The sequence below is a fragment of the Phytobacter palmae genome, from assembly GCF_039409775.1.
Classification (GTDB): domain Bacteria; phylum Pseudomonadota; class Gammaproteobacteria; order Enterobacterales; family Enterobacteriaceae; genus Phytobacter; species Phytobacter palmae.
In genome coordinates this window covers 107,041-131,164 of record NZ_JBCIVJ010000006.1, presented here as the reverse complement: position 1 = coordinate 131,164, position 24,124 = coordinate 107,041, and the positions used below count along the sequence as shown (strand labels likewise).

The following is a 24,124-nucleotide window of genomic DNA, read 5'->3' as shown; positions in this document are numbered from 1 at the left end:
GTTTACTGACCCGCGCGGTAGTATATCGTTGACCAATAAGTACATACACTTTGCCTTTTCTCAAATCGCGAAAACCCCGTGTTTTTATGCCTTACTCTGCCCATTAGACCGACTTGACTCTGGCATTATGTCATCAAACATCTACCCGTGGATTTGAGCCGTGGCAGACGATAGCGACGACAAAACAGAAGCCCCCACACCCCACCGAAAAGAGAAGGCCCGTGAGGAAGGGCAAGTTCCCCGATCGAAAGAGCTGACATCAATACTGATGCTCTTTGTTGGCGTGGGCGTACTCTGGATGGGGGGAGACGCGTTTGCCCGCAAATTATCGGGCATTATGTCGTCGGGTTTACGTTTTGATCATGCCATTATCAACGACCAGAAAATGATCCTTGGGCATCTGATTGAGTTGCTTAAGAATGCGGTGCTGGCGCTGTTACCGCTGGTAACTGGCGTGGTGCTGGTGGCACTGGCTGCGCCGCCGGTACTGGGTGGTCTGGTGTTAAGCGGAAAATCGGTACAGTTTAATTTTTCCAAGATTAACCCGTTGAGCGGCCTCAAGCGTCTGTTTTCAGCGCAGGTCGTGGCGGAACTGGTCAAGGCCATAATGAAAACGGCCCTGATGGGCAGCGTGGCCGCCTTTTATCTGTGGCATAAATGGCCGGAAATCATGCGCCTGATGATGGAAGCTCCGGTCACTGCAATGGCCAGCGCGCTGAATCTGGCCGGGATGTGTTGTCTGTTGGTCGTGCTGTCGATAATCCCGATGGTGGGATTCGACGTCTTCTGGCAGATCTACAGCCACCTGAAAAAATTGCGTATGTCCAAACAGGATATCCGTGACGAATTTAAACAGCAGGAGGGGGACCCGCATGTTAAGGGGCGTATCCGCCAGCTGCAACGCGCTGCGGCGCGCCGTCGCATGATGGCTGATGTGCCAAAAGCCGATGTGATTGTAACGAACCCGACGCACTACTCTGTCGCGCTGCAATATGACGAGAATAAAATGAGTGCGCCAAAAGTGATTGCGAAGGGGTCGGGTTTGATAGCGCTGCGTATTCGTGAAATCGGCAGCGAAAACCGTATCCCGATTCTTGAAGCGCCGCCGCTGGCGCGCGCCCTGTACCGCCATGCTGAAATCGGTCAGCAGATCCCAGGACAGCTTTACTCGGCCGTGGCTGAGGTTCTTGCCTGGGTATGGCAATTGAAACGCTGGAATCTTGCCGGGGGCAAACGCCCGGCAAGACCTGAAAATCTCCCAGTGCCAGAGTCGCTGGATTTTATGAACGAGAAGGACACTGATGGCTAATCTGGTGGCAATGTTGCGTCTGCCCGGCAACCTGAAATCTACACAATGGCAAATTCTGGCGGGGCCTCTGCTGATTTTGTTGATTCTGTCGATGATGGTTTTGCCGTTGCCGGCATTCGTGCTCGACCTGCTTTTTACCTTCAACATTGCGCTCTCGATTATGGTGCTTCTGGTGGCGATGTTCACCCAGAAAACCCTCGACTTCGCGGCCTTTCCCACCGTGTTGCTGTTTACCACGTTGCTGCGCCTGGCGCTGAACGTTGCTTCAACCCGTATCATTCTGCTTGAAGGCCATACCGGCACGGCCGCAGCGGGTAGGGTGGTTGAAGCCTTTGGTCACTTCCTTGTTGGCGGTAACTTTGCCATCGGTATCGTGGTGTTCATCATCCTCGTTATCATCAACTTTATGGTTATCACCAAAGGTGCGGGGCGTATCGCAGAAGTCGGTGCGCGCTTTGTGCTGGATGGGATGCCGGGTAAACAGATGGCGATCGACGCCGACCTTAACGCCGGTCTTATCGGGGAAGATGAGGCAAAACGTCGTCGTTCTGATGTGACCCAGGAAGCTGATTTCTACGGCTCCATGGACGGTGCGAGTAAGTTTGTGCGCGGTGACGCCGTCGCGGGCATTCTTATCATGGTTATTAACGTCATTGGTGGCCTGCTGGTGGGCGTATTGCAGCATGGCTTGTCGATGGGGGATGCAGCGCAAAGTTATACCCTGTTGACCATTGGTGACGGCCTGGTTGCGCAAATCCCGGCACTGGTCATTTCCACCGCAGCCGGTGTGATTGTGACCCGCGTGGCGAACGATGAAGATGTCGGTCAGCAGATGGTTAGCCAGCTGTTTACTAACCCTCGCGTAATGGTGCTCAGTGCCGCAGTGCTGGGGCTGTTCGGCCTCGTGCCAGGTATGCCGAACTTTGTCTTCCTGCTCTTTACCGTGGGTCTGCTGGCGCTGGCCTGGTGGCTGCGCGGCAAAGAAGAGAAGGCGCCGGCGGAAGCAACGCCAGTCAAAATGCCTGAAAACAACCAGGCGGTGGAAGCGACCTGGAATGATGTGCAACTGGAAGATTCGCTGGGTATGGAAGTGGGGTATCGCCTGATTCCAATGGTCGATTTCCAGCAGGATGGCGAGCTGTTGGGGCGTATCCGCAGTATTCGTAAAAAATTCGCCCAGGATATGGGATTCCTGCCGCCAGTGGTGCATATCCGTGACAACATGGACTTGCCGCCAGCCCGTTACCGCATCCTGATGAAAGGGGTGGAAGTGGGAAGCGGTGATGCTTATCCGGGGCGCTGGCTGGCGATTAACCCGGGCACCGCGGCAGGTTCATTGCCTGGCGAACAGACCGTTGATCCAGCCTTTGGCCTGGCGGCTATCTGGATTGAGAGCGCGCTGAAAGAGCAGGCGCAGATCCAGGGCTTCACCGTGGTGGAGGCCAGTACTGTTGTCGCAACACACCTGAACCACCTGATTGGTCAGTTTGCGCCGGAACTGTTTGGTCGTCAGGAAGCTCAACAACTGCTGGATCGCGTGACCCAGGAGATGCCGAAACTCACCGAAGATCTGGTACCGGGCGTCCTTACACTGACAACGCTGCATAAAGTACTGCAAAACCTGCTGGCAGAAAAAGTGCCGATCCGCGATATGCGCACCATTCTGGAGACACTGGCAGAACATGCGCCGTTGCAAACCGATCCATATGAACTGACCACGGTCGTTCGCGTGGCGCTGGGACGTGCGATTACCCAGCAATGGTTCCCTGGCAGTGGCGAAGTGCAGGTTATTGGCCTGGATACGCCACTGGAGCGTCTGCTGCTACAGGCATTGCAAGGCGGCGGTGGGCTGGAGCCGGGCCTTGCCGATCGTCTGCTGGAACAAACTCAGGAAGCGTTGCAGCGTCAGGAGATGCTTGGCGCGCCGCCGGTACTGCTGGTCAATCATGCGCTGCGTCCGCTGCTGTCTCGTTTCCTGCGTCGCAGCCTGCCGCAGCTGGTGGTGTTGTCGAATATGGAAATGTCAGATAACCGTCCGATTCGGATGACGGCGACCATTGGAGGCAAATAATGCGTAAGCTGGCCGGGTTACTCCTTGCGCTGCCCTTGTTTGTCCATGCAGCCGGAAACGGCGCGTGGCAGGCAAGCAATATCGGGGTCATTCTCAGCAATCGTGGGCAGGCCATGTCATCGCGTGTTCTCGCACCTTCGCAACCGGTCAATGGCCTGATGACGGTGGTATCGTGGCGTTATGAGCTAAACGGTCCGACGCCTGCGGGATTAAACACGCGCTTATGTTCCCAGACGCGTTGTGTACAACTTGACGCCCAAAGCGGCACCACTGTCGCCTTCGCCGATGTACCCGCTATTGAGCCATTACGCTTTATCTGGGAAGTCCCCGGCGGAGGACGATTGATTCCCGCCCTGAATGTTCGCAGTATCCAGGTTATCGTTAACTACCGCTAACCGCTCGCCTTTTTCCCAGCCATCGACGCTCCTCTCAGGAATTTGATGGCTGACTCTCAAATTATGACCCCACCTTTTGAATCAAAAGAAACACTGTTTTATAAATCAGTGAAGCGCGTTGCGGCACTCTTTGTGATTTTGCCATTAGCCTTCTGGTCGTGGCAGAAACAGAAAGGTATCCCGGAGCGCATACTCTTACTTTAGCCGTGTAAGCATTACCTTTGGCGAAGCCGGATTGCCAGAGGTCCCTCACTAATAAACAGGGTTAACGGCAATGAAAACACGTAAAATTGGATTGGTTAACTACCTCGCCTATGGCTCGGGCGATTTTCTGGGAGCGGGCACGACAGCACTTACCGCTGCCTGGCTACTCTATTTCTACACCACCTTCTGTGGCCTGACGCCTATCGAAGCAACGTTTATTTTTGCTGCCGCCAGGGTACTGGATGCGGTAGTCAGTCCACTGATGGGCTTTTTAACCGACAACTTCGGCTCCACCTGGCTGGGTAAACGCTTTGGTCGTCGTAAATTCTTTATCATGTTAGGTATTCCCTGTGTGTTCAGCTACTCCATTATGTGGGTAGGTGACATGAGCTTCTGGTATTACCTGCTGACATACCTGCTGTTTGATGTCGTCTATACCATGATCCTGGTGCCTTACGAAACGCTGGTGCCGGAAATGACCGATGATTTCAAACAGAAAACCAAATTCTCCGGCGCGCGTATCTCGATGGCGCAGATGTCTGCCATCCTGGCCTCGTTCCTGCCTGGCATCCTTCTGGCGCACTTCGGTAAAGACAACCCGGTATCCTTCTTTTACGCAAGCCTGGTCTTCTCTGTCCTGTGCGCGCTGATGCTGACTTTTGTCTGGTGCTTTACCTGGGAGCGTCCACGTGAAGAGTGGACCGAAGCCGCGCTGCGTGCCGAAGCGGAGAAAAAGCATCTGACCCTGGGCCAGAGTCTGCGCCGCCTGTTTGTGGAGCTGAGTTCGACCCTGCGTATTAAGATTTTCCGTCAGCATCTGGGTATGTATCTGGGTGGCTATATCGCGCAGGACGTCTTTAACGCCGTCTTTACCTACTATGTGGTCTTCGTTCTGATGCAGGAAGCGTCTGTCGCCTCCAGTTTGCTGGGCACGATGGCTATCTTCCAGTTTATCGCCGTTATCGCCATGATCCCGCTGTGTATCCGTTTTGGACCGGCGCCGTCTTACCGCATGGTTGTGGTGCTGTTTGGTCTGAGCGCGGCTTCTTTCGCCATCCTCTACTGGGCGGGCCTGAGCGACATCTATGCCTTGCTGCTGCTGGTGTCTGCCATTGCCGGTCTGGGCCGTGGCGGTATCAACTATGTTCCGTGGAACACTTACACCTATATTGCGGATGTTGATGAGGTGGTTACCGGGCAGCGCCGTGAAGGTATTTTCGCGGGCATTATGACCCTGACCCGTAAAGCCTCTCAGGCTGGCGCGGTCATGCTGGTAGGAATAGTGATGCAGACATCCGGGTTTGTCTCCGGCCAGAAAACGCAGGTTCCGGAAGTCAGCCACACCATCCTGATGATCATGTGTTTTGGTACGTTGCTGGTTCTCGCCTGCGGTTTCCTGGTTTCGCTGCGCTTTAAACTGAACCTGAGGACGCACAGCATCCTGCGTGCAGAGACGGCCAAAATGCGTGAGTCCGGTCGTGTGATACCGGAAAGCGCAACGCCGGAAGCGCGTGCCACCGTTGAAATGCTGGCAGGCATGCCGTTTGAGTCCCTGTGGGGCAATAACAACATCGGCTATCTGAATCGTAATAAACCTGCCGCGCCTTCCCTGAAAGAAAACGCGTCACTGAAATCGACTTACAACAGAGGTTAAGAATATGAAGGTTTGGCCTGTCAAACATAGCCCGTTACTTTGTCAGCCAGAGCGTTTTATCGCCCGCGATGAGCTGAAATCATTGATACAGAAGATCACACATAATCTGGTCAATATTCACGACACCACCGGCGAGTTTTTACTGCGGCTTGACGACGGGCGGGTGATTGACACCAAAGGGTGGGCGGGCTGGGAATGGACGCATGGCGTCGGCCTGTATGGCATGTATCAGTATTACCAGCAGACCGGCGACCAGACGGTGCGTGACATCATTGACAGCTGGTTCGCTGACCGCTTTGCCGAAGGTGCGACGACCAAGAATGTGAATACCATGGCGCCTTTCCTGACGCTGGCCTGTCGCTACGAAGAGACCCGCAATCCAGGCTACCTGCCGTGGCTGGAGAGCTGGGCCGAATGGGCGATGAATGAGATGCCGCGCACGGATCATGGCGGTATGCAGCACATCACTCTGGCAGAAGAGAACCATCAACAGATGTGGGATGACACCCTGATGATGACCGTTCTGCCGCTGGCGAAAATCGGTAAACTGCTTAACCGTCCTGAGTATGTGGAAGAGGCGACCTATCAGTTTCTGCTGCATGTGCAAAACCTGATGGACAGAGAGACAGGTCTGTGGTTCCACGGCTGGAATTACGAAGGCTGCCATAACTTTGCGCATGCCCGCTGGGCGCGCGGCAACAGCTGGCTGACTATTGTGATCCCGGACTTTCTGGAACTGGTGGATCTACCGGCAAACAATGCGGTACGCCGTTATCTGGTACAGGTACTGAACGCACAAATCGCTGCGCTGGCGAAATGCCAGGATGAGAGTGGGATGTGGCATACGCTGCTCGACGATCCGACATCGTATCTTGAAGCGTCAGCAACCGCCGGGTTTGCCTACGGTATCCTGAAAGCAGTACGTAAGCGTTATGTGGGTAAGGAGTATGCGCAAGTTGCCGAGAAAGCCATCAAAGCAGTGGTGAAGAACATCTCACCGGAAGGCGAACTGCTGCAGGTCTCTTTTGGCACCGGCATGGGTAGCGATCTTGATTTCTATCGCCAGATCCCGCTGACCTCCATGCCCTATGGCCAGGCGATGGCGATGTTGTGTCTGACTGAGTATCTGCGTAAGTATTTTTAACGCACTCCCCCGGCGGCGCCAGGCTTGCCGGGCTAAGTGAAGGCGCTGGGGGTGTTGAGAACCATCCTCAACCGTGGCCCGGATAAGGCATTTATGCGGCATTCGGAAACGCTCTGGCTGTAAAAAAACAAAAACCCGGCAGTTGCCGGGTTTCTTATACATATCTTTGATTTACATACGTTCGACGGTTTCGATACCGAGTGTATCGAGGCCCAGTTTTAGCGTCTTCGCGGTCAGCAGCGCCAGTTTCAGGCGGCTGTTACGGACCTCTTCATTCTCAGCACTGAGGATCGGACAATGTTCATAGAAGCCAGAGAACAGGCCCGCCAGATCGTACAGATAGGCGCACATCACGTGCGGCGTGCCTTCACGGGCAACCACATTCAGCGTCTCTTCAAACTGCATCAGGCGTGCGGCCAGCTGGGCTTCGCGATCTTCATTGATCACCACATTCGCGGCAAGAAGGGCGCTTTCGTCGACATTGGCTTTACGGAATACAGACAATACGCGCGTGTAGGCGTATTGCATATACGGCGCGGTGTTGCCTTCAAACGCCAGCATATTGTCCCAGTCAAAAACATAATCGGTGGTACGGCTTTTAGACAGATCCGCATATTTCACCGCGCCGATACCCACGGCATTAGCCAGTTTTTCCAGCTCGTCTGCGGGCATATCCGGGTTTTTCTCAGCCACCAGACGACGTGCACGCTCCAGCGCTTCATCCAGTAGATCAGCCAGTTTCACCGTGCCGCCCGCACGGGTTTTGAACGGCTTGCCGTCTTTACCCAGCATCATGCCGAACATATGGTGTTCGAGCGAAACAGACTCCGGTACATAACCGGCTTTACGCACGATAGTCCAGGCCTGCATCAGGTGTTGATGCTGACGGGAGTCGATGTAATAAAGCACGCGATCTGCATGCAGGGTTTCATAACGGTATTTGGCACAGGCAATGTCGGTGGTGGTGTAGAGGTAGCCGCCATCTTTCTTCTGGATGATCACACCCATCGGCTCGCCTTCTTTGTTCTTGAACTCGTCCAGGAACACCACAGTTGCGCCTTCGCTCTCAACCGCCAGACCTTTGGCTTTCAGATCGGCCACGATACCTGGCAGCATTGAGTTATACAAACTTTCGCCCATCACATCTTTACGCGTCAGGGTAACGTTCAGACGGTCATAGGTAATCTGGTTCTGGGACATGGTGATGTCGACCAGTTTGCGCCACATCTGCAGGAAGTATTCATCGCCGCCTTGCAGTTTCACGACATAGCTACGGGCGCGCTCGGCGAAGACTTCATCTTCGTCATAATGTTTTTTGGCTTCGCGATAGAAACCTTCGAGATCCGCCAGCGCCATTTCACCCGCGTTTTCCTGCTGCTGTAGCTCCAGATACGCAATCAGCATACCGAACTGGGTTCCCCAGTCACCCACATGGTTCGCGCGGATCACGTTATGGCCGAGGAACTCCAGGGTACGCACGGAGGCATCGCCGATGATGGTTGAACGCAGGTGGCCAACGTGCATCTCTTTCGCCACGTTCGGCGCTGAATAATCCACAACGATGGTTTGTGCCTGAGGCTTCGTGATGCCCAGACGGTCAGACTGCAGCGCCAGGTTTACCTGGTCTGCCAGAAACGCCGGGGCAAGGAAGATATTGATAAAGCCCGGTCCGGCGATTTCAACTTTGCTGGCGATCCCGCTGAGATCGAGATGAGTCAGTACCTTCTCGGCCAGTTGTCGTGGTGCCATGCCCAGTTTTTTGGCAATTGCCATCACGCCATTGGCCTGATAGTCGCCAAACTGGACTTTTGCAGACTGGCGGACCTGCGGTTCGCAATCCGCATCCGCACCTGCGGCAATGAGCGCCTGACCGACTTTTTCTGAGAGTAGAGCCTGAATATTCACCGGGATACCTTACATTGATGACGCAGCAGATAAGGGCTGGCTGCGTCCGGGTGTTGATTATGAAAGGCGGGAGTATACTGCAAATGCCAGCAGGCGTCAGCACCGGAACCCGCTGCTTCATGTCAAAAAGCGTGGCCTGTTGGCGGTGAGATTAACGCTTCACACATTCGACCATCGCCTTCTGTTCAGGCTTATCATTCGAACCGCCAGGCGCCTGATCTTACTCAGTATCCTGCGTGTGGGAGTTATCCGTAGTATAGTAAGAGGAGTTAATTTCTTTGAGCGTACTATGACTTATTCCATTGGCGAATTTGCCCGGCTTTGCGGGATAACGGCAACCACACTTCGCGCCTGGCAGCGCCGCTACGGTCTGCTCAAACCGATGCGCACGGAGGGTGGGCACCGGCTTTACAGCGATGACGACGTGCAGCAGGCGCTCAAAATTCTCGACTGGGTGAAAAAAGGGGTGCCTGTCAGCCAGGTTAAACCGCTGCTGGCAAGACCTGAAATGCGGCGGACCAACAACTGGGTCACCCTGCAAGAGAGCATGCTGTCGCGGCTGAAAGAAGGAAAGATTGACTCTCTGCGCCAGCTTATCTACGACTCCGGGCGTGAGTATCCTCGCCCGGAACTGGTCACAGAAGTGTTGCGCCCGTTGCGCAGCAAAATGTCCGCCAATGTTGCCGCAATGATGACGCTACGTGAAATCCTCGATGGCATTATTATCTCCTACACCTCGTTTTGTCTTGAAGGGGATAAACGCGCGCCGGGAGATAATTATTTAATTACCGGCTGGCATCTGACAGATCCTTGTGAAATCTGGCTTGAAGCGCTTCGGCTAACGGGGCAGGGGCATCGCATTGATATCCTTCCGGTGCCACCGGCGATGCTGGCGCCGGAGATTTTGCCGACAAGGAAATGGTTGCTGGTCACCAGCGGTAAATTATCGGCCGCGCGAAAAAAACAAATTGAACTGTGGCAATCGCAGGTCAGTTCCCTCGACGTTATCACTCTCTGAATCCTCTCTTGTGCCTGGGTCCATGGTCGCTACATTGCGGCCTGGACACTTATGCCTTTCTTTTTTTACCCTGATTAAGCACAAAAAATAACAGCAATAACTATTTGATAATTAATCAATATAAAAAATTTACACAACAAAACTTGGACAAATATAAGTAATTGTGTAAGTTTTAAATCAGGCGATCTCCGCGTATTGTCACCGGAAAGGGTAAGGCCCATGAGCACCATGCAGTCCGTCATCGATCGGTTTATTCATTACTATGCAGAACTGGACAGCCAGCCGCCTTCGGCGCTGAGCGCGCTCTATCATCCCGATGCTGTGTTGCAGGATCCGTTTGGCGAGCATCAGGGGTTCGTCGCTATCCATCGTTACTTCACCCATCTGCTGGCAAATGTTGAACAGTGTCGTTTCTCCATTGATTCCCCTCTTTGTGACGGTCAGCGTTTTGCGGTGACCTGGACCATGCACTGGTCGCATCCCCATATCCGGGGGAACGAACTGCTCTCTCTGCCTGGGTGTTCGGTGGTGGAAGTTCAGGGAGAGCAAGTCTTGCATCAGCGCGATTATTACGACGCCGGAGAGATGCTTTATGAGCACCTTCCCGTACTGGGTTGGGCGGTCCGCGGTGTGAAAAAGAGGGTCCGCGCATGAAAACGGTGCTTATTACAGGCGCCAGTTCGGGTATTGGCGCCGGGCTGGCTAACTCCTTCGCTGCGGATGGTTACCATGTCATCGCCTGCGGGCGCGATCCATCGCGTCTGGAAACACTACAACAGCTCAGTCCCAACATCAGTGTGCGTCTTTTCGATATGACAGGCAGGGACGCTAGTCGCCAGGCGCTGGCCGACTGTCACCCCGACATGGTTATTCTCTGTGCGGGCACCTGTGAATACCTGGACCACGGTGTGGTGGATGCCGACCTTATAGAAAGGGTGATGCGTACCAATTTTCTTGGGCCGGTGAATTGCCTTGCCGCGCTACAGACACAGCTCAAACCCGGCAGCCACGTTGTGCTGGTCAGCTCGATGGCGCACTGGCTGCCTTTTCCCCGTGCCGAAGCTTATGGCGCATCAAAGGCAGCGCTCAGTTGGTTTGCTGACAGTTTACGCCTTGACTGGGAACCCAAAGGCATAGCCGTCTCCGTCGTCTCTCCGGGTTTTGTTGACACACCGCTGACCCGTAAAAATGATTTTGCGATGCCCGCTCAGGTGAGCGTCGGGCAAGCGGTTACGGCAATTCGCCGCGGTCTCGCAAAAGGCAAAAAACATATCGCGTTTCCAGGCGCCTTTGGCTTGCTGCTGCGCTTGCTCTCATCACTTCCCGCGTTTATGCAGCGCGCTTTGTTGCGCAGGATGGTACGGCCATGAATATTGCAATTATTGGCAGCGGCATTGCCGGGCTGACCTGTGCATGGCGGCTGGCGGGCCATCACAAGGTGACGTTGTTTGAAGCGCAAGCCACACCCGGCGGCCACACGGCGACAGTGGATGTCACCACCCCACAGGGAAGCTGGGCTATTGATACTGGTTTTATCGTCTACAACGATCGCACCTACCCACGTTTTATGGGGCTGCTGAGCGAACTGGGTATTACCGGGCAAAAGACGCAAATGAGTTTTTCCGTCCACAACCCCCAAAGTGGGCTGGAATATAACGGGCACACCCTTGCTTCGCTGTTTGCCCAGCGCCGAAATCTCATTAACCCGGCTTTCTGGCGTTTGCTCAGCGATATCGTGCGTTTTAATCGTCAGGCAAAAGAGGCTCTCGCAAGCAACATAGATGAGAAGGCCACACTACAAAGCTTTCTCGGTGAGCACCGGTTCAGCGCCTTTTTTGCCCGCCATTATATTCTGCCGATGGGGGCGGCTATCTGGTCATCATCCCTGCAGGAGATGCGGCGTTTTCCGTTGCCGCTTTTTTTACGCTTCTTTGAGAATCACGGCCTGCTGGATGTGACCCACCGCCCGCAGTGGTATGTGGTACCCGGTGGTTCGCGTGAGTACATCCATGCCATGCTCGCCCGACTCGGCGACCGTCTGACGTTGCACCTTAATACGCCCGTGCAGAGCGTTATCCGCCATGATAAGCGCGTGGAAATCCAACTTGCCGACGCGACCTCCACCTTTGATCACGTTATTTTTGCCTGTCATTCCGCACAGGCGCTGGCGATGCTGGCGGATCCCACGGCTGCTGAAACAAAAATTCTGGGCGGTATCGGCTGGCAGCGTAACGAGGTGATCCTGCACAGCGACCGACGTTGGCTACCGCAACGGGAACGCGCGTGGGCAAGCTGGAACTACCGCCTGAGTGAGCAGGATCAGGCCAGTGCGTGCGTGACCTATAACATGAATATTCTGCAGGGGCTGCCAGCAGACGCTCCCCTGTTTTGCGTCACCCTCAATCCGGACAGGCCCGTGGACGAGCGCTACGTCTGGAAACGCTTTGTTTATGAGCATCCGCTGTTTAACCCGCAAAGCTGGCAGGCACAGGCGCGGCGCAGTGAGATCAACGGCCATAAACGTAGCTGGTTCTGTGGCGCTTACTGGTACAACGGTTTTCACGAGGATGGTGTGCGCAGCGCGCTGGATGTGGTACATGCCATCGCATCCGGGGAGGGCCAGTAAAATGAACAGCTGTCTTTATGAAGGTGTTTTACGCCACCGGCGTCATCAGCCCCGTGAGCACCATTTCCAGTATCGCGTATTTATGGCATGGCTCGATCTGGATGAGCTGGATGCGCTATCGACGGCAGGTATTCGTCGTAACCGTTTTGCTGCCGCCGCTTTTTATGACGAGGATTATCCGCTGGGCTCGCCGCTTAAAGCGAAAGTTCTTGAACGGCTGGATGCGCTGACAGGTGTTCGGCTGGAGGGGCGCGTGATGTTGCTCACTCAACTGCGTTATTTCGGCTTTCACTTTAATCCGGTCAATTTCTATTACTGCTACGACCAGAACGAGACCCTGCGCTGGGTACTGGCGGAGGTGCGCAATACGCCCTGGAATGAACGGCATTACTATGCCGTTGACGGTCAAAATGCTTCTCCGCTGGAAAAAGCGTTCCACGTTTCGCCGTTTAACCCGATGGATATGGTCTATCACTGGCGCTTTAACCGTCCTGGCAAAACATTGCATATGCATATCGAAAACCATCAGGAGGCAAAGGTCTTCGACGCCACGCTGCTCCTGACCCGGCGCCCTTTGACTCGCGCAACACTCACCTCCTTGCTGTTGCGTATTCCGCTCATGACGCTCAAGACCGTGATGGCCATTTACTGGCAGGCGCTGCGTCTGTGGCTTAAGCGTGTACCTCTTTATAACCATCCCGTCAGCAGGAGTGAACGCTCATGACCGATCCCGTGTTTGCGCTTGAACCCGACATCCCGCGTAATGCCCGTGTCGCGCGCTGGTTGCTCTTTCGCCTTCTGAACGGTTTACGTGTGGGATCTCTCACGCTTCGTGAAGGGGGGCAAACTTTTCATTTTGGCGACCCGAGCGCAGCGTTGCGCGCAGAAGTGCAGATCCTTTCCCCGGTCGTCTACTGGCGTTTGCTGACCGGCGGTAGTCTTGCGGCGGCGGAAGCCTGGATAGATGGCGAGTGGGAGACGCATCAGCTTACCCCGCTGTTACAGATTCTGGCGCTCAACAGCCAGGTGTTGGGCAAGCTGGAAACCGGCTTTCGTTTGCTGGGCCGCCCCGTTGAGCGGCTACGCCACTGGACACGGCGCAACGATCGTCAGCAGGCGCGGGAAAACATCGCCGCGCACTACGACCTGGGGAATCTTTTTTACGCCCATTTCCTTGACGAGCAGTTGCTCTACTCCAGCGCACTGTTTACCGCGCCCGAGCAGGATCTCGCCAGTGCTCAGCAGGCAAAAATGGCGCGATTGTGTGAACAACTGGCGCTGACATCTGACGATCATCTGCTGGAGATCGGTACAGGGTGGGGAGCGATGGCCGAGTATGCCGCTCGCCATTATGGCTGTCGGGTGACCACTACCACGCTGTCGCGCGAGCAGTACAAGTGGGCCCAGGCACGCATTGTTGAGGCAGGTTTGCAGGATAGGGTTGAGGTTTTGCTGTGTGATTATCGCGACCTGACCGGGCAGTTCGACAAACTGGTTTCGATTGAGATGATTGAGGCGGTAGGAAAACGCTATCTCCCGACCTTCTTTCGGACCTGTCAGGCGCGCCTGCGCGCAGGGGGAAAAATGGCGATTCAGGCCATCACCATTCAGGATCAGCGCTACAGCGATTACAGCAAAAGCGTCGATTTTATCCAGCGTTACATCTTTCCCGGTGGTTTCTTACCGAGCATAACGGCGATGAACAACCTGATGACCCGCCATACCGATTTTGTGGTGCGCAATATCTTCGATATGGGGCCTGATTATGCCCGCACCCTTGCGCACTGGCGTCAGCGTTTCGTTCAGGCCTGGCAGGACATTGAAAAGCTGGGATTTGACGAACGTTTCCGCCGTATGTGGCTTTACTATTTTGGCTACTGCGAAGCGGGTTTCAATGCGCGCACCATCAGTGTGGTGCAACTGACTGCGGAACGTGTATGAACCGCCATTTGCAGATTTTCTTAATGGCAATAGCGTTCGATCTCTACTGGACGCTGGTGGTGCTGTTTCGTGAGCGCGGCGTTATCGTCTGGCTCGCGCTGGCGATGCTGGCCTGCGTCATGCTTGCGCCCGCGCTGCGCATATATGCTCTGCTGCTGGCCGCCGCTGGCAGCTCGCTGGATGCCGTCTGGGCGCTGACAGGATTAATCAGTTTCAGTGGCGATGGGGTATTGCCACTGTGGATGGTGGCGCTGTGGCTTATGTTTGCTGTCGTCTGGACCCGTCTTACCCGCACCAGCGCATTGCCGGGCTGGACGCTGGCGCTGCTGGCGACGCTCGGTGGCCCGGTTGCTTACTATATGGGCGAGCGTCTGGGAGCGATTACGTTCCTGCAACCTGACTTTATCGTACTGAGCTGGCTCGGACTCGGATGGCTGGTACTGGCGCTTTTTTTCCATTTATTCATGGGGAGGCGACAATGAGGTTTCTGCGCTTTGCTCTGCTTTTGCTGATAGCCGCCGCTCCCTTTGCCAGTGCCGCTGACTGGCTAAGCTGGCGCAAAACCGGTGACGCTACCTTAACCTGGGGGCCCTTTACCGTTTATACCTCGCAGCTACGCACTCCGCAGGGGCGCTATATCGTAGCGGATCAGGACCAGGCGTTAATCATCACCTACGCACGGGATATTACGCGCGATGAACTGGTCGATGCGACTCGCGAACAGTGGCAGGCGCTGGGAATCATGACGCGGGAAGCGCAGAGCGAGGCCTGGCTCCGCACCCTTGCAATGCTCTGGCCGGATGTCAGACCGGGCACGCAACTGGCGTTTGTTCTTCGCCAGAAGCAAGGGCAGTTCTGGTATCGCGCATCGGCGGCGCAAAAAAGCTTTACCCCGCTGGGGCCGCAGCAATCGCTGGCGTTCAGCACCAGCTTTCTGGCCATCTGGCTCGATCCTCATACGCAATACCCCGAGCTGCGTAAGCAGCTCATCGGAGGTGGAAAATGAAACGTATTCTGGCCCTTGGGTTGACGCTGCTCTTACTGCTGACAGGCTGCAGTAGCGAAATAAATGACTACCAGCATCAACAGCCACCGCTGGATATTTTTCACTATTTTCAGGGCAAGACAGAAGCCTGGGGCATGGTACAAGATCGCAGTGGCAAACAGTTGCGTCGTTTCCATGTGGAGATAGAAGGCGACGTGGTGGGCGACACGCTGACGCTCAACGAAAACTTTGTGTATGACGATGGCGAAAAACAGCAGCGGGTGTGGCATATCCGGCGTAACGGTAATGACCGCTATGAAGGTACCGCCGGAGATATCGAGGGTGTCGCACGTGGCCAGGCGGCAGGCAATGCCTTTAACTGGCGCTACAGCATGAACGTAAAGGCTGACGGGAATACCTGGCTGCTACACTTTGATGACTGGATGTATCTGCAGGACGATACACACCTTTTCAACAAAACCGCCATGAAGAAATTCGGCATCACCGTTGCAACGGTCACGCTCTTTTTCACCCGAAAAACACAATAAAAAGGAGAGGGGTATGAAAACTCAACCGACGATTGGTATTAGCGGCTGTTTGACCGGCTCGGCCGTGCGTTTCGATGGCGGCCATAAGCGCATGGGGTTTGTGATGGACGAACTCGCCCAGTGGGTGACGTTCAGCCCGGTTTGCCCGGAAATGGCTATGGGGTTACCCGTTCCCCGCCCGGCATTGCGTCTGGTTCAGACCACCAGCGGAGAGATACGGATGCGCTTTAGCCAGGCGCCGAATGAGGATGTCACACAGAAAATAGATGACTTTACCGCCGCGTATCTGCCGCGGGTTGCCGAACTGGCTGGTTTCATCGTCTGTGCGAAATCACCGAGTTGCGGTATGGAACGTGTGCGACTGTATGATGAAAAAGGGGGGCGCGGGCGTAAAGAGGGAGTGGGGCGTTTCACCGGCGCGTTACTCGCGGCGTACCCCTGGCTGCCGGTCGAGGAAGACGGTCGCCTGCATGACCCGGTATTGCGTGAGAACTTTGTGGAGCGGGTATTCGCTCTGCATGAACTCAATAGTCTGCGGGCACGAGGTCTGACCCGTCATAGCCTGCTCGATTTTCATAGTCGCTACAAACTACAGCTGCTGGCGCACCATCAGGCAGGATATCGTGAAATCGGGCCGTTTGTAGCCTCACTTTCTGAGTGGGACAATCTGGATGCGTTTTTCGAAGCTTACCGGGAAAAGCTGATGGCGATCCTCAAACATCCGGCGTCCCGCAAGAATCACACTAACGTGTTGATGCACATTCAGGGCTATTTTCACGGCAAGCTGACGCCTCGCCAGCGCGGTGAACTCCGGGAGGTTATCCTCCATTATCGTGCCGGACTGTTGCCGATACTTGCCCCTTTAACATTGCTCAAACACTATCTTGGTGAGTATCCAGACCACTACCTGCTGGCACAAAACTATTTTAATCCCTATCCCAACGATCTCGGGCTTCGCCTGAACCTCAAATAAGCGGATTGCAGTGACGTCAGGCGCGGGTGATGTCACTGCATAACCTGAGTTGGTGGTGCGCACATTACAGGGTAAAGTATCGCCCGAATTCATCGCATGGGAATAAACAATGGCTGGCTGGCAACATATCGACGAACTGCAGGATATTGCTGCGGATCTCCCGCGTTTCATTGAGGATCTGACACACCTTGTAACCCGCCTGGGGCTGGATATCCGTGACCTCAGTGCTGACCATATCTCGCTACGCTGCCATCAGAATGCGACGGCTGAACGCTGGCGTCGCGGCTTTGAACAGTGCGGCGAACTGCTCTCAGAAAACGTTATCAATGGCCGACCTATCTGCCTGTTCACCTTATCGCAGCCGGTGCAGGTAGCGCACTGGGCATTTACCGTGGTCGAACTGCCGTGGCCGGGGGAAAAACGTTACCCGCACGAGGGGTGGGAGCATATCGAAATTGTCCTGTCGGGGGCGCCGGAAACCCTCAATGCCCGCGCACTGGCGCTGCTTTCGGATGAAGGGTTGAGCCAGCCGGGGATTGTTGTGAAGACCAGTTCGCCAAAAGGCGAGCGCGAGCGCCTGCCAAACCCCACGCTTGCTGTGACGGATGGCAAAGTTACCGTCAAATTTCACCCCTGGTCGATAGAGGAAATTGTCGCCAGCGAGCAATAGAATCTCACTGTGTGAGGCGGCTCCGTATGTATGTTGTTAAAAAATGCCATGCTGAGAAGGCTGCATCTTCAAGGGAGAAGAGATGACGTTACTGGAGATATGTTGTTATAGCGCAAGCTGCGCGGAGACTGCGCAGAAAAACGGGGCAGACCGCATTGAATTGTGCGCCGCGCCGAAAGAAGGAGGGCTGACCCCCTCACTCGGCGAGCTTAAAGCCGCCCGTGGGCGGGTCACTATCCCTGTGCACCCGATTGTGCGCCCGCGCGGGGGCGATTTTTGCTACACCGACGATGAGTTCGCCGCCATGCTGGATGATATCCGGACTATCCGCGAACTGGGTTTTCCGGGAATGGTGACTGGCGTGCTGGATGAGGACGGCAATGTCGATATGCCGCGTATGCAGCAGATTATTGAGGCGGCAGGGGACATGGCGGTAACTCTTCATCGCGCTTTCGATATGTGTGCGAAACCGCGCGAAGCTGCTGAAAAATTAAGGGATTTGGGGGTTGCCCGCATCCTGACGTCAGGTCAGCAGGCGAGCGCAGAAAAAGGTATTTCATTAATTATGGAACTTAATACCCTTCCAGGTGTTCCAATCATTATGGCTGGCGCGGGTGTCCGTGCAGCGAACCTGAAGCGTTTTCTTGACGCAGGCGTGAAAGAAGTTCACAGCTCAGCGGGTATCTGGACACCATCGCCCATGCGTTATCGCAACAGAGGATTGTCCATGTCGTCGGACACCGCCGCGGATGAGTATTCGCGTTATGGGGTGGACGGCGAGGCAGTAGCGGTGATGAAGACAATGATTGTTCAGCATCGCTCATAACCAGTTTTTACCGCGCATCATGTCGCCCAATATGATGCTTGCTCGTACCAGGCCCCTGCATTTAACAGGGGCCTTTTTTTATCTTTCGCCTGCATATTTCGGCCTGCAACGGCGTTGGCTTTCCTCGCTCACCCCGGTCACGTAGTTATCTACGCTCCCGGGGATGCGCTGCGTCGCCGCCTTGTTGCAAACCGAACTACTCTGGCGAAAGGGCTTCGTCACTCATCACGGTTTACGTGCAATTAACACCGCGCGCACCGGGGCCGGGTAGCCTTCAATGGTCCTGGTGTGGTCATTCGGATCAAGGAAATCAGCCAGTGATTCCGTCACCATCCAGGAGGTAGCGCGTTGTTCCTCAGTCGTGGTCGGGCAGATATCGGCGATACGGACATCAACAAAGCCGCACTTCTCAAGCCAGTTTTTCAGTGCTGCCGCCGAGGGTATAAAGTAAACGTTACGCATTTGTGCATAGCGGTCGCCCGGCACCAGAACAGTATGCTCATCACCTTCGACAACCAGTGTTTCCAGTACCAGTTCACCCTCTTTCACCAGTTGGTCTTTTAACTGCCACAGGTGTTCCAGCGGTGAACGGCGGTGATACAGCACACCCATTGAAAAAACGGTATCGAAGGCGTTCAGCGCCGGAAGTTGCTCAATACCCAGCGGCAATAAATGGGCACGACGATCATCACCCAGCAGCTTACGCACTGCTTCAAACTGACACAGGAATAACTGCGTCGGGTCGATACCCACCGCCAGCTTTGCCCCCGCACCAATCATGCGCCACATATGGTAGCCGCTGCCACAGCCGACATCGAGAATCGTCCGTCCCTGCAAATCAGACAGGTGAGGCAGTACGCGATCCCATTTCCAGTCGGAACGCCATTCAGTGTCGATATTAATGCCATAGAGAGAGTATGGCCCTTTACGCCATGGCATCAGGTTGCGCAGCAGCGTTTCCATGCGTGTCAGTTGACCCGCGCTCAACGGCGTTTCGCTTTCGGAGGTGACGCTATTTAGCAAATCGAGATGCGAAGGCGTCAGCTCAGGTAAAAAATTGACGGCATTGGTCCACTGTTTGAACTGACCATGAAGCTGTTCACGTTGCCAGGCTGCAATCTGCGCTGGCAGGGTTTCTAACCAGTGCGACAGGGGGCTGACGGCGATTTGCTGATAAAAACGGTCGAACGTGATCATGCCAGGTCACCCGCTTTCAGGGCAATCAGCGAACCAAAATTGAAGCACTGGAACCAGACTTCGCTGTGTTCAAAACCGGCGTGTTGCAGGCGTGATTTATGCTTTTCGACCGAATCCGTCAGCATGACATTTTCCAGCATGCTGCGCTTCTGGCTGATTTCCAGTTCGCTGTAGCCATTGGCGCGTTTAAAGTCATGGTGCATGTTAAATAACAACTCGCCAACGTGGGCATCTTCAAAGCTGAATTTTTCGGACAGCACCAGCGCACCGCCGGGATTCAGTCCCTGATAAATCTTATCCAGCAGCGCCTGACGTTCTTCTGGCACAAGGAACTGCAGGGTAAAATTCAGTACCACCATCGAGGCGTTTTCAATCGTAATATCGCGAATATCGCCTTCGATAACTTCGACCGGCGTAGGCGCTTTGTACGCATCAATATGGCGGCGGCAGCGTTCAACCATTGCCGGAGAGTTATCAACGGCAATGATTTTGCAGCCATCGTGATGAATATTACGGCGCACGGAGAGCGTCGCAGCCCCTAAAGAGCAGCCCAGGTCGTAAATCTGCGTCTGCGGCTGAACGAAACGTTCCGCCAGCATGCCGATCATCGAGATAATATTGGAGTAACCCGGTACGGAGCGCTGGATCATATCCGGGAAGACTTCGGCAACCCGTTCATCAAAGGTCCAGTCGCCCAGGCTGGCGATAGGCGCGGAAAAAAGCATGTCGCGGTTAGACATAATGTAAACATCCGGGAAAACAAAGTGGCGTATTGTGCGCTAATGCAGGGAGAAAACCAACTCCCACGGCATATACCACAAGTTTGCAACCACCATCAGCAGGAGCGAACTCCAGGTCGCGCTCATACCGGAACGACGCCAGCTTAGCTGTCGATGATGAAGCCCGTAGTAATGCATTAAGCGTCCGGCAATAAGCAGGATGCCGCACACGTGAACCATCCAGGTTTCAGCGCCGTTCATCTCCATAAATAACAGCAACACTAATGCCAGCGGAATATATTCCACCGCATTGCCGTGAATACGGATGGCGCTTTGCAACTCGCTGAACCCACCGTCGCCATAGCTGACGCGGTATTGCATGCGCAGACGCACAACATCAAATGAAAACTTAATGAGCAGTAACGCACCCAGCACGGCATACAGCGCGCTTACCATACAAACTCCCTTTATACGCGGATGGCGTTACAATGATAGGTAATCCGCTCAGAAAAGAGAAGATTGCTGAGGGATGGACGGAGGAGTCCCGATAGAGGGCAGCGCCTGCTGAAGATCTCTCCACAGTACATCCACGAGTTCCGGCGACTGGCCGTTATCAGGGGTGTGCAAAAACAGATATGGCGTACACTGCTGTTCCCATTGCGGCAGCTTCTCCAGCCAGACGCTGAATAATTGACGATTCTGTTCCATATCGTTACTGCCGATAAAGCGGATCAATGGGTATTGTGCGGTCACCAGGGCGTGTACCGGCAGTTTGGGCTTCTTGCGCTGGGCATCAATCACCGCTTCGCTGTTTGGGATGGCGCTGTGAACAGGACGGCTATCAAGAATAACCCGGTTGACGCCGCGCTGATGCAGGCCGCGGTTGAGCGATAATTCCGTCTCGCCTTTGGCAAAAAATTCCGGGTGACGCACTTCAACGCCGTAGGTGAAATCGGCAGGAAGGCCATCCAGAAAGGCCCACAACGCCGGAAGATCGCGCGGACCAAAAGTGGCGGGCAGTTGTAACCAGTACTGACCGATGCGGGTTTCCAGCGGAGAAAGCCGACTGAAAAATTCCTGCGTCAAATCGCTACACTGGCGCAGCGAGGCCTGATGAGAAATGGTCGCCGGAAATTTAAAGCAAAAGCGAAAATCATCGTGGGTTTGATGGTACCAGCGCTGGACAATTTCGGCTTTCGGCAGTGCATACAGCGTGGTGTTGCCCTCCACACAGTTAAAGTGGCGGGCGTACTCTTCAAGGCTGGTGATGCCAAGGCGCACCCATTTCGGGTGCGACCATTGCGGCAGGCCAAGGTAAATCATAGTGCGGTCAGGATCTCCTGGCTGCTGCGTACGCGGCCAATCCGCGGGAAGATATGTTTCATGCTGCCCTGGTGCTGTTCACTGCTGGCAGCGGAGCAGGCATCTTCTACCACCACCAGGTTAAAGCCCAACTCCCAGGCGTTGCGGGCGGTGGATTCCACGCCGATGTTAGTGGAAATACCACACAGGACGATGGTATCGATACCGCGGCGGCGCAGTTGCAGTTCAAGGTCGGTACCGTAGAATGCGCCCCACTGGCGCTTGGTGACCTCAATGTCGCTCGCTTTCTTGCCCAGCGCCAGCGGATACGTCCACCAGTTTTCCGGCAACGCGTGACCGCCTGTCTGCGCATCGACCGGCTGTTTTAGCGCTTCAGCAAAATCGGCAGACCAGCCAACGCGCACCAGAATTACCGGTGCATTTTTTGCGCGAAACGCCTCAGCCAGCTTTGCGGCACGTTTCACCACATCCTCAGCGCTGTGCGGACCACCGGCAAACGGCAGAATACCTTCCTGTAAATCAATAACCACCAGGGCGGTGTGGGCAGCATTAAGCTCAAGCATGATAACTCCTGAAAAAAGAATAAGGTCGCACTTACCTTACGCGGTATCCTGCTGCACCCGGTTTACAAATTTTGTTAATTTTTGTGAGAATACGCACTAAGCGTGTGCAGCAAACGCGCGTACAGGCGGTATCGGGCTTATCGTGTGCCATTATTTCCAGTATAATAGCCGCCTTTTTTCATCCAGTTGTGACATTCAGCTAAAGCTGCGACATCGTCGCCTGCACGGCAGGCAACAATCAGCCTGCGGCAAAGTTAAGGGATATCTCATGCGTACAGAATATTGCGGACAGTTGCGTAAGTCCCACGTGGGGCAGCAGGTGACTCTGTGTGGTTGGGTCAATCGTCGTCGTGATCTCGGCAGCCTCATTTTTATTGATATGCGCGATCGTGAAGGCATCGTCCAGGTGTTCTTCGACCCGGACGCCGAAGCATTCAAACTGGCTTCCGAACTGCGTAATGAGTTCTGCATCGTGGTAACCGGCACCGTGCGTGCTCGTGACGAAAAAAACGTCAACAGCGATATGGCGACCGGCGAAGTGGAAGTGTTTGCCACCGAACTGACCATTATCAACCGCTCTGAGCCGCTGCCGCTGGATTCCAATCAGGTCAATACCGAAGAAGCGCGTCTGAAATACCGCTATCTGGACCTGCGTCGTCCGGAAATGGCTCAGCGTCTGAAAACCCGCGCCAAAATTACCAGCTTCGTGCGTCGTTTTATGGATGACCACGGTTTCCTTGATATCGAAACCCCGATGCTGACTAAAGCGACGCCGGAAGGCGCGCGCGACTATCTGGTGCCGTCACGCGTACATAAAGGCAAATTCTACGCGTTGCCGCAGTCTCCACAGCTGTTCAAACAGCTGCTGATGATGTCCGGTTTCGATCGCTACTATCAGATTGTGAAATGCTTCCGTGATGAAGATCTGCGTGCTGACCGTCAGCCAGAATTCACTCAAATCGACGTCGAAACCTCCTTTATGACCGCACCGCAGGTGCGTGAAATGATGGAAGAGTTGATCCGCAACCTGTGGCTGGATATTAAAGGCGTCGATCTGGGCCAGTTCCCGATCATGACTTTTGCCGAAGCCGAGCGTCGTTACGGTTCCGATAAACCGGACCTGCGTAACCCGATGGAGCTGGTAGACGTTGCTGACCTGCTGAAAAACGTTGAGTTTGCGGTATTTGCCGGCCCGGCTAATGATGCGAAAGGCCGTGTTGCCGCACTGCGTGTACCGGGTGGTGCCTCTCTGACCCGTAAACTGATTGATGAATACGGCAATTTTGTGAAGATCTATGGCGCGAAAGGGCTGGCTTACATCAAAGTGACCGAACGTGCGAAAGGCATTGAAGGCATCAACAGCCCGGTGGCGAAATTCCTGACTGCGGACATTGTCGAAGCGATTCTGGAACGTACCGGTGCGCAGGATGGCGACATGATTTTCTTCGGCGCAGACAACAAGAAAGTGGTTGCCGATGCGCTGGGTGCGCTGCGTCTGAAACTCGGTAAGGATCTGAACCTGACCGATGAGAGCAAATGGGCGCCGCTGTGGGTTATCGACTTCCCGATGTTTGAAGATGATGGTGAAGGCGGCCTGACCGCGATGCACCATCCGTTCACCTCACCGAAAGACATGACGGCACAGGAGTTGAAAGCCGCGCCGGAAGATGCGGTCGCGAACGCATACGACATGGTTATCAACGGTTACGAAGTCGGCGGCGGTTCTGTACGTATTCACCGTGGTGACATGCAGCAGACAGTGTTCGGCATTCTGGGCATTACTGAGCAGGAACAGCGCGAGAAGTTCGGTTTCCTGCTTGATGCGCTGAAATTCGGTACGCCGCCGCACGCTGGCCTGGCATTTGGTCTGGATCGTCTGACCATGCTGCTGACCGGTACCGACAACATTCGTGACGTTATTGCTTTCCCGAAAACCACTGCTGCGGCGTGTCTGATGACCGAAGCACCGAGCTTTGCTAACCCGGCCTCCCTGACGGAACTGGGTATTCAGGTGCTTGCGAAAGCGTCAAAAGAGATTTCGGAGAACGAGTAA

The 24,124-nt window shown here is 54.7% G+C and carries 24 protein-coding genes; 18 read left to right on the top strand and 6 right to left on the bottom strand.

Annotated elements, in window-relative coordinates:
• Nucleotides 1-160: 160 nt before the first annotated feature.
• The 5 genes from flhB to bglB all read left to right on the top strand — a co-directional run bounded on the left by flhB (nucleotide 161) and on the right by bglB (nucleotide 6,777).
• Nucleotides 161-1,309, top strand: coding sequence for a flagellar biosynthesis protein FlhB (gene flhB, locus AAIG39_RS09785; protein WP_047370934.1), 1,149 nt, complete (start codon nucleotides 161-163; stop codon nucleotides 1,307-1,309).
• On the top strand, nucleotides 1,302-3,380 hold the full coding sequence (gene flhA / locus AAIG39_RS09780) for a flagellar biosynthesis protein FlhA (RefSeq protein WP_343193732.1): 2,079 nt from the start codon (nucleotides 1,302-1,304) through the stop codon (nucleotides 3,378-3,380). The genes flhB and flhA overlap by 8 nt, the downstream gene beginning before the upstream one ends.
• Complete coding sequence (gene flhE, locus AAIG39_RS09775; RefSeq protein ID WP_090085814.1) at nucleotides 3,380-3,775, top strand: flagellar protein FlhE; 396 nt, start codon at nucleotides 3,380-3,382, stop codon at nucleotides 3,773-3,775. The genes flhA and flhE overlap by 1 nt, the downstream gene beginning before the upstream one ends.
• Nucleotides 3,776-4,049: 274 nt before the next feature.
• Nucleotides 4,050-5,633 (top strand): MFS transporter, encoded by a 1,584-nt coding sequence (locus tag AAIG39_RS09770; RefSeq protein WP_343193731.1) that lies wholly within the window; start codon nucleotides 4,050-4,052, stop codon nucleotides 5,631-5,633.
• A 4-nt stretch (nucleotides 5,634-5,637) separates the two neighbouring features.
• Nucleotides 5,638-6,777 (top strand): beta-galactosidase BglB, encoded by a 1,140-nt coding sequence (gene bglB, locus AAIG39_RS09765; protein ID WP_343193730.1) that lies wholly within the window; start codon nucleotides 5,638-5,640, stop codon nucleotides 6,775-6,777.
• Nucleotides 6,778-6,948: 171 nt separating this feature from the next.
• On the opposite strand, the gene argS is transcribed toward bglB, so the two are convergent.
• Nucleotides 6,949-8,682, bottom strand: coding sequence for an arginine--tRNA ligase (gene argS / locus AAIG39_RS09760; RefSeq protein ID WP_343193729.1), 1,734 nt, complete (start codon nucleotides 8,680-8,682; stop codon nucleotides 6,949-6,951).
• Nucleotides 8,683-8,971: 289 nt separating this feature from the next.
• On the opposite strand from argS, the gene AAIG39_RS09755 reads away from it, so the two are divergent.
• The 12 genes from AAIG39_RS09755 to cutC all read left to right on the top strand — a co-directional run bounded on the left by AAIG39_RS09755 (nucleotide 8,972) and on the right by cutC (nucleotide 18,269).
• Complete coding sequence (locus tag AAIG39_RS09755; RefSeq protein WP_090085819.1) at nucleotides 8,972-9,700, top strand: MerR family transcriptional regulator; 729 nt, start codon at nucleotides 8,972-8,974, stop codon at nucleotides 9,698-9,700.
• Between the two features lie 219 nt (nucleotides 9,701-9,919).
• On the top strand, nucleotides 9,920-10,354 hold the full coding sequence (locus tag AAIG39_RS09750; protein WP_249569148.1) for a nuclear transport factor 2 family protein: 435 nt from the start codon (nucleotides 9,920-9,922) through the stop codon (nucleotides 10,352-10,354).
• Nucleotides 10,351-11,070 carry an SDR family NAD(P)-dependent oxidoreductase gene (locus tag AAIG39_RS09745; protein WP_090085822.1) on the top strand — a complete coding sequence of 240 codons (720 nt, stop codon included), beginning with the start codon at nucleotides 10,351-10,353 and terminating at the stop codon, nucleotides 11,068-11,070. The genes AAIG39_RS09750 and AAIG39_RS09745 overlap by 4 nt, the downstream gene beginning before the upstream one ends.
• Nucleotides 11,067-12,326: an NAD(P)/FAD-dependent oxidoreductase gene (locus AAIG39_RS09740; protein WP_343193728.1), complete on the top strand. Its 1,260-nt coding sequence runs from the start codon at nucleotides 11,067-11,069 to the stop codon at nucleotides 12,324-12,326. The genes AAIG39_RS09745 and AAIG39_RS09740 overlap by 4 nt, the downstream gene beginning before the upstream one ends.
• Nucleotide 12,327: 1 nt before the next feature.
• Nucleotides 12,328-13,050: a DUF1365 domain-containing protein gene (locus tag AAIG39_RS09735; RefSeq protein WP_343193727.1), complete on the top strand. Its 723-nt coding sequence runs from the start codon at nucleotides 12,328-12,330 to the stop codon at nucleotides 13,048-13,050.
• The gene (locus AAIG39_RS09730; protein WP_090085827.1) at nucleotides 13,047-14,267 is read left to right on the top strand and encodes an SAM-dependent methyltransferase; all 1,221 of its coding nucleotides are present in this window, start codon (nucleotides 13,047-13,049) and stop codon (nucleotides 14,265-14,267) included. Before AAIG39_RS09735 ends, AAIG39_RS09730 begins: the two co-directional genes overlap by 4 nt.
• Entirely contained in the window at nucleotides 14,264-14,749 is a 486-nt protein-coding gene (locus tag AAIG39_RS09725; RefSeq protein ID WP_090085829.1) for a DUF2878 domain-containing protein, read from the top strand. Before AAIG39_RS09730 ends, AAIG39_RS09725 begins: the two co-directional genes overlap by 4 nt.
• A 5-nt stretch (nucleotides 14,750-14,754) precedes the next feature.
• Nucleotides 14,755-15,273: a chalcone isomerase family protein gene (locus AAIG39_RS09720; protein WP_343193778.1), complete on the top strand. Its 519-nt coding sequence runs from the start codon at nucleotides 14,755-14,757 to the stop codon at nucleotides 15,271-15,273.
• Entirely contained in the window at nucleotides 15,270-15,800 is a 531-nt protein-coding gene (locus AAIG39_RS09715; RefSeq protein WP_343193726.1) for a DUF3833 domain-containing protein, read from the top strand. The genes AAIG39_RS09720 and AAIG39_RS09715 overlap by 4 nt, the downstream gene beginning before the upstream one ends.
• 13 nt (nucleotides 15,801-15,813) lie before the next feature.
• Nucleotides 15,814-16,773 carry a YbgA family protein gene (locus tag AAIG39_RS09710; RefSeq protein ID WP_090085834.1) on the top strand — a complete coding sequence of 320 codons (960 nt, stop codon included), beginning with the start codon at nucleotides 15,814-15,816 and terminating at the stop codon, nucleotides 16,771-16,773.
• Between the two features lie 109 nt (nucleotides 16,774-16,882).
• Nucleotides 16,883-17,443: a VOC family protein gene (locus tag AAIG39_RS09705; protein WP_090085836.1), complete on the top strand. Its 561-nt coding sequence runs from the start codon at nucleotides 16,883-16,885 to the stop codon at nucleotides 17,441-17,443.
• An 82-nt stretch (nucleotides 17,444-17,525) separates the two neighbouring features.
• Nucleotides 17,526-18,269, top strand: a complete 744-nt coding sequence (gene cutC, locus AAIG39_RS09700; protein WP_343193725.1) for a copper homeostasis protein CutC — start codon at nucleotides 17,526-17,528, stop codon at nucleotides 18,267-18,269.
• Nucleotides 18,270-18,494: 225 nt separating this feature from the next.
• On the opposite strand, the gene cmoB is transcribed toward cutC, so the two are convergent.
• From cmoB to AAIG39_RS09675, 5 genes are read right to left on the bottom strand one after another with little or no spacing between them, the layout of a single operon-like run.
• A complete protein-coding gene (cmoB, locus tag AAIG39_RS09695; RefSeq protein WP_343193724.1) occupies nucleotides 18,495-19,466 on the bottom strand; it encodes a tRNA 5-methoxyuridine(34)/uridine 5-oxyacetic acid(34) synthase CmoB in 972 nt (323 codons plus the stop codon).
• Complete coding sequence (gene cmoA / locus AAIG39_RS09690) at nucleotides 19,463-20,206, bottom strand: carboxy-S-adenosyl-L-methionine synthase CmoA (protein WP_090085841.1); 744 nt, start codon at nucleotides 20,204-20,206, stop codon at nucleotides 19,463-19,465. The genes cmoB and cmoA overlap by 4 nt, the downstream gene beginning before the upstream one ends.
• Nucleotides 20,207-20,245: 39 nt before the next feature.
• Nucleotides 20,246-20,641 carry an MAPEG family protein gene (locus tag AAIG39_RS09685; RefSeq protein WP_047370914.1) on the bottom strand — a complete coding sequence of 132 codons (396 nt, stop codon included), beginning with the start codon at nucleotides 20,639-20,641 and terminating at the stop codon, nucleotides 20,246-20,248.
• 48 nt (nucleotides 20,642-20,689) lie between these two features.
• Nucleotides 20,690-21,508, bottom strand: a complete 819-nt coding sequence (locus AAIG39_RS09680) for a DUF72 domain-containing protein (RefSeq protein WP_343193723.1) — start codon at nucleotides 21,506-21,508, stop codon at nucleotides 20,690-20,692.
• Nucleotides 21,505-22,071 carry a hydrolase gene (locus tag AAIG39_RS09675; RefSeq protein ID WP_343193722.1) on the bottom strand — a complete coding sequence of 189 codons (567 nt, stop codon included), beginning with the start codon at nucleotides 22,069-22,071 and terminating at the stop codon, nucleotides 21,505-21,507. Before AAIG39_RS09675 ends, AAIG39_RS09680 begins: the two co-directional genes overlap by 4 nt.
• Before the next feature lie 268 nt (nucleotides 22,072-22,339).
• Here AAIG39_RS09675 and aspS point away from each other — a divergent pair, with 268 nt between their 5' ends.
• Nucleotides 22,340-24,124: an aspartate--tRNA ligase gene (aspS, locus tag AAIG39_RS09670; RefSeq protein ID WP_343193721.1), complete on the top strand. Its 1,785-nt coding sequence runs from the start codon at nucleotides 22,340-22,342 to the stop codon at nucleotides 24,122-24,124.

What these genes read in the sequence shown, in the direction of transcription:
- flhA (WP_343193732.1), top strand. Translation starts at nt 1,302, where the DNA reads ATGGCTAATCTGGTGGCAATGTTGCGTCTGCCCGGCAACCTGAAATCT.
- flhE (WP_090085814.1), top strand. Translation starts at nt 3,380, where the DNA reads ATGCGTAAGCTGGCCGGGTTACTCCTTGCGCTGCCCTTGTTTGTCCAT.
- AAIG39_RS09770 (WP_343193731.1), top strand. Translation starts at nt 4,050, where the DNA reads ATGAAAACACGTAAAATTGGATTGGTTAACTACCTCGCCTATGGCTCG.
- bglB (WP_343193730.1), top strand. Translation starts at nt 5,638, where the DNA reads ATGAAGGTTTGGCCTGTCAAACATAGCCCGTTACTTTGTCAGCCAGAG.
- AAIG39_RS09755 (WP_090085819.1), top strand. Translation starts at nt 8,972, where the DNA reads ATGACTTATTCCATTGGCGAATTTGCCCGGCTTTGCGGGATAACGGCA.
- AAIG39_RS09750 (WP_249569148.1), top strand. Translation starts at nt 9,920, where the DNA reads ATGAGCACCATGCAGTCCGTCATCGATCGGTTTATTCATTACTATGCA.
- AAIG39_RS09745 (WP_090085822.1), top strand. Translation starts at nt 10,351, where the DNA reads ATGAAAACGGTGCTTATTACAGGCGCCAGTTCGGGTATTGGCGCCGGG.
- AAIG39_RS09740 (WP_343193728.1), top strand. Translation starts at nt 11,067, where the DNA reads ATGAATATTGCAATTATTGGCAGCGGCATTGCCGGGCTGACCTGTGCA.
- AAIG39_RS09735 (WP_343193727.1), top strand. Translation starts at nt 12,328, where the DNA reads ATGAACAGCTGTCTTTATGAAGGTGTTTTACGCCACCGGCGTCATCAG.
- AAIG39_RS09730 (WP_090085827.1), top strand. Translation starts at nt 13,047, where the DNA reads ATGACCGATCCCGTGTTTGCGCTTGAACCCGACATCCCGCGTAATGCC.
- AAIG39_RS09725 (WP_090085829.1), top strand. Translation starts at nt 14,264, where the DNA reads ATGAACCGCCATTTGCAGATTTTCTTAATGGCAATAGCGTTCGATCTC.
- AAIG39_RS09715 (WP_343193726.1), top strand. Translation starts at nt 15,270, where the DNA reads ATGAAACGTATTCTGGCCCTTGGGTTGACGCTGCTCTTACTGCTGACA.
- AAIG39_RS09710 (WP_090085834.1), top strand. Translation starts at nt 15,814, where the DNA reads ATGAAAACTCAACCGACGATTGGTATTAGCGGCTGTTTGACCGGCTCG.
- AAIG39_RS09705 (WP_090085836.1), top strand. Translation starts at nt 16,883, where the DNA reads ATGGCTGGCTGGCAACATATCGACGAACTGCAGGATATTGCTGCGGAT.
- cutC (WP_343193725.1), top strand. Translation starts at nt 17,526, where the DNA reads ATGACGTTACTGGAGATATGTTGTTATAGCGCAAGCTGCGCGGAGACT.
- cmoB (WP_343193724.1), bottom strand. Translation starts at nt 19,466, where the DNA reads ATGATCACGTTCGACCGTTTTTATCAGCAAATCGCCGTCAGCCCCCTG.
- cmoA (WP_090085841.1), bottom strand. Translation starts at nt 20,206, where the DNA reads ATGTCTAACCGCGACATGCTTTTTTCCGCGCCTATCGCCAGCCTGGGC.
- AAIG39_RS09685 (WP_047370914.1), bottom strand. Translation starts at nt 20,641, where the DNA reads ATGGTAAGCGCGCTGTATGCCGTGCTGGGTGCGTTACTGCTCATTAAG.
- AAIG39_RS09680 (WP_343193723.1), bottom strand. Translation starts at nt 21,508, where the DNA reads ATGATTTACCTTGGCCTGCCGCAATGGTCGCACCCGAAATGGGTGCGC.
- AAIG39_RS09675 (WP_343193722.1), bottom strand. Translation starts at nt 22,071, where the DNA reads ATGCTTGAGCTTAATGCTGCCCACACCGCCCTGGTGGTTATTGATTTA.
- aspS (WP_343193721.1), top strand. Translation starts at nt 22,340, where the DNA reads ATGCGTACAGAATATTGCGGACAGTTGCGTAAGTCCCACGTGGGGCAG.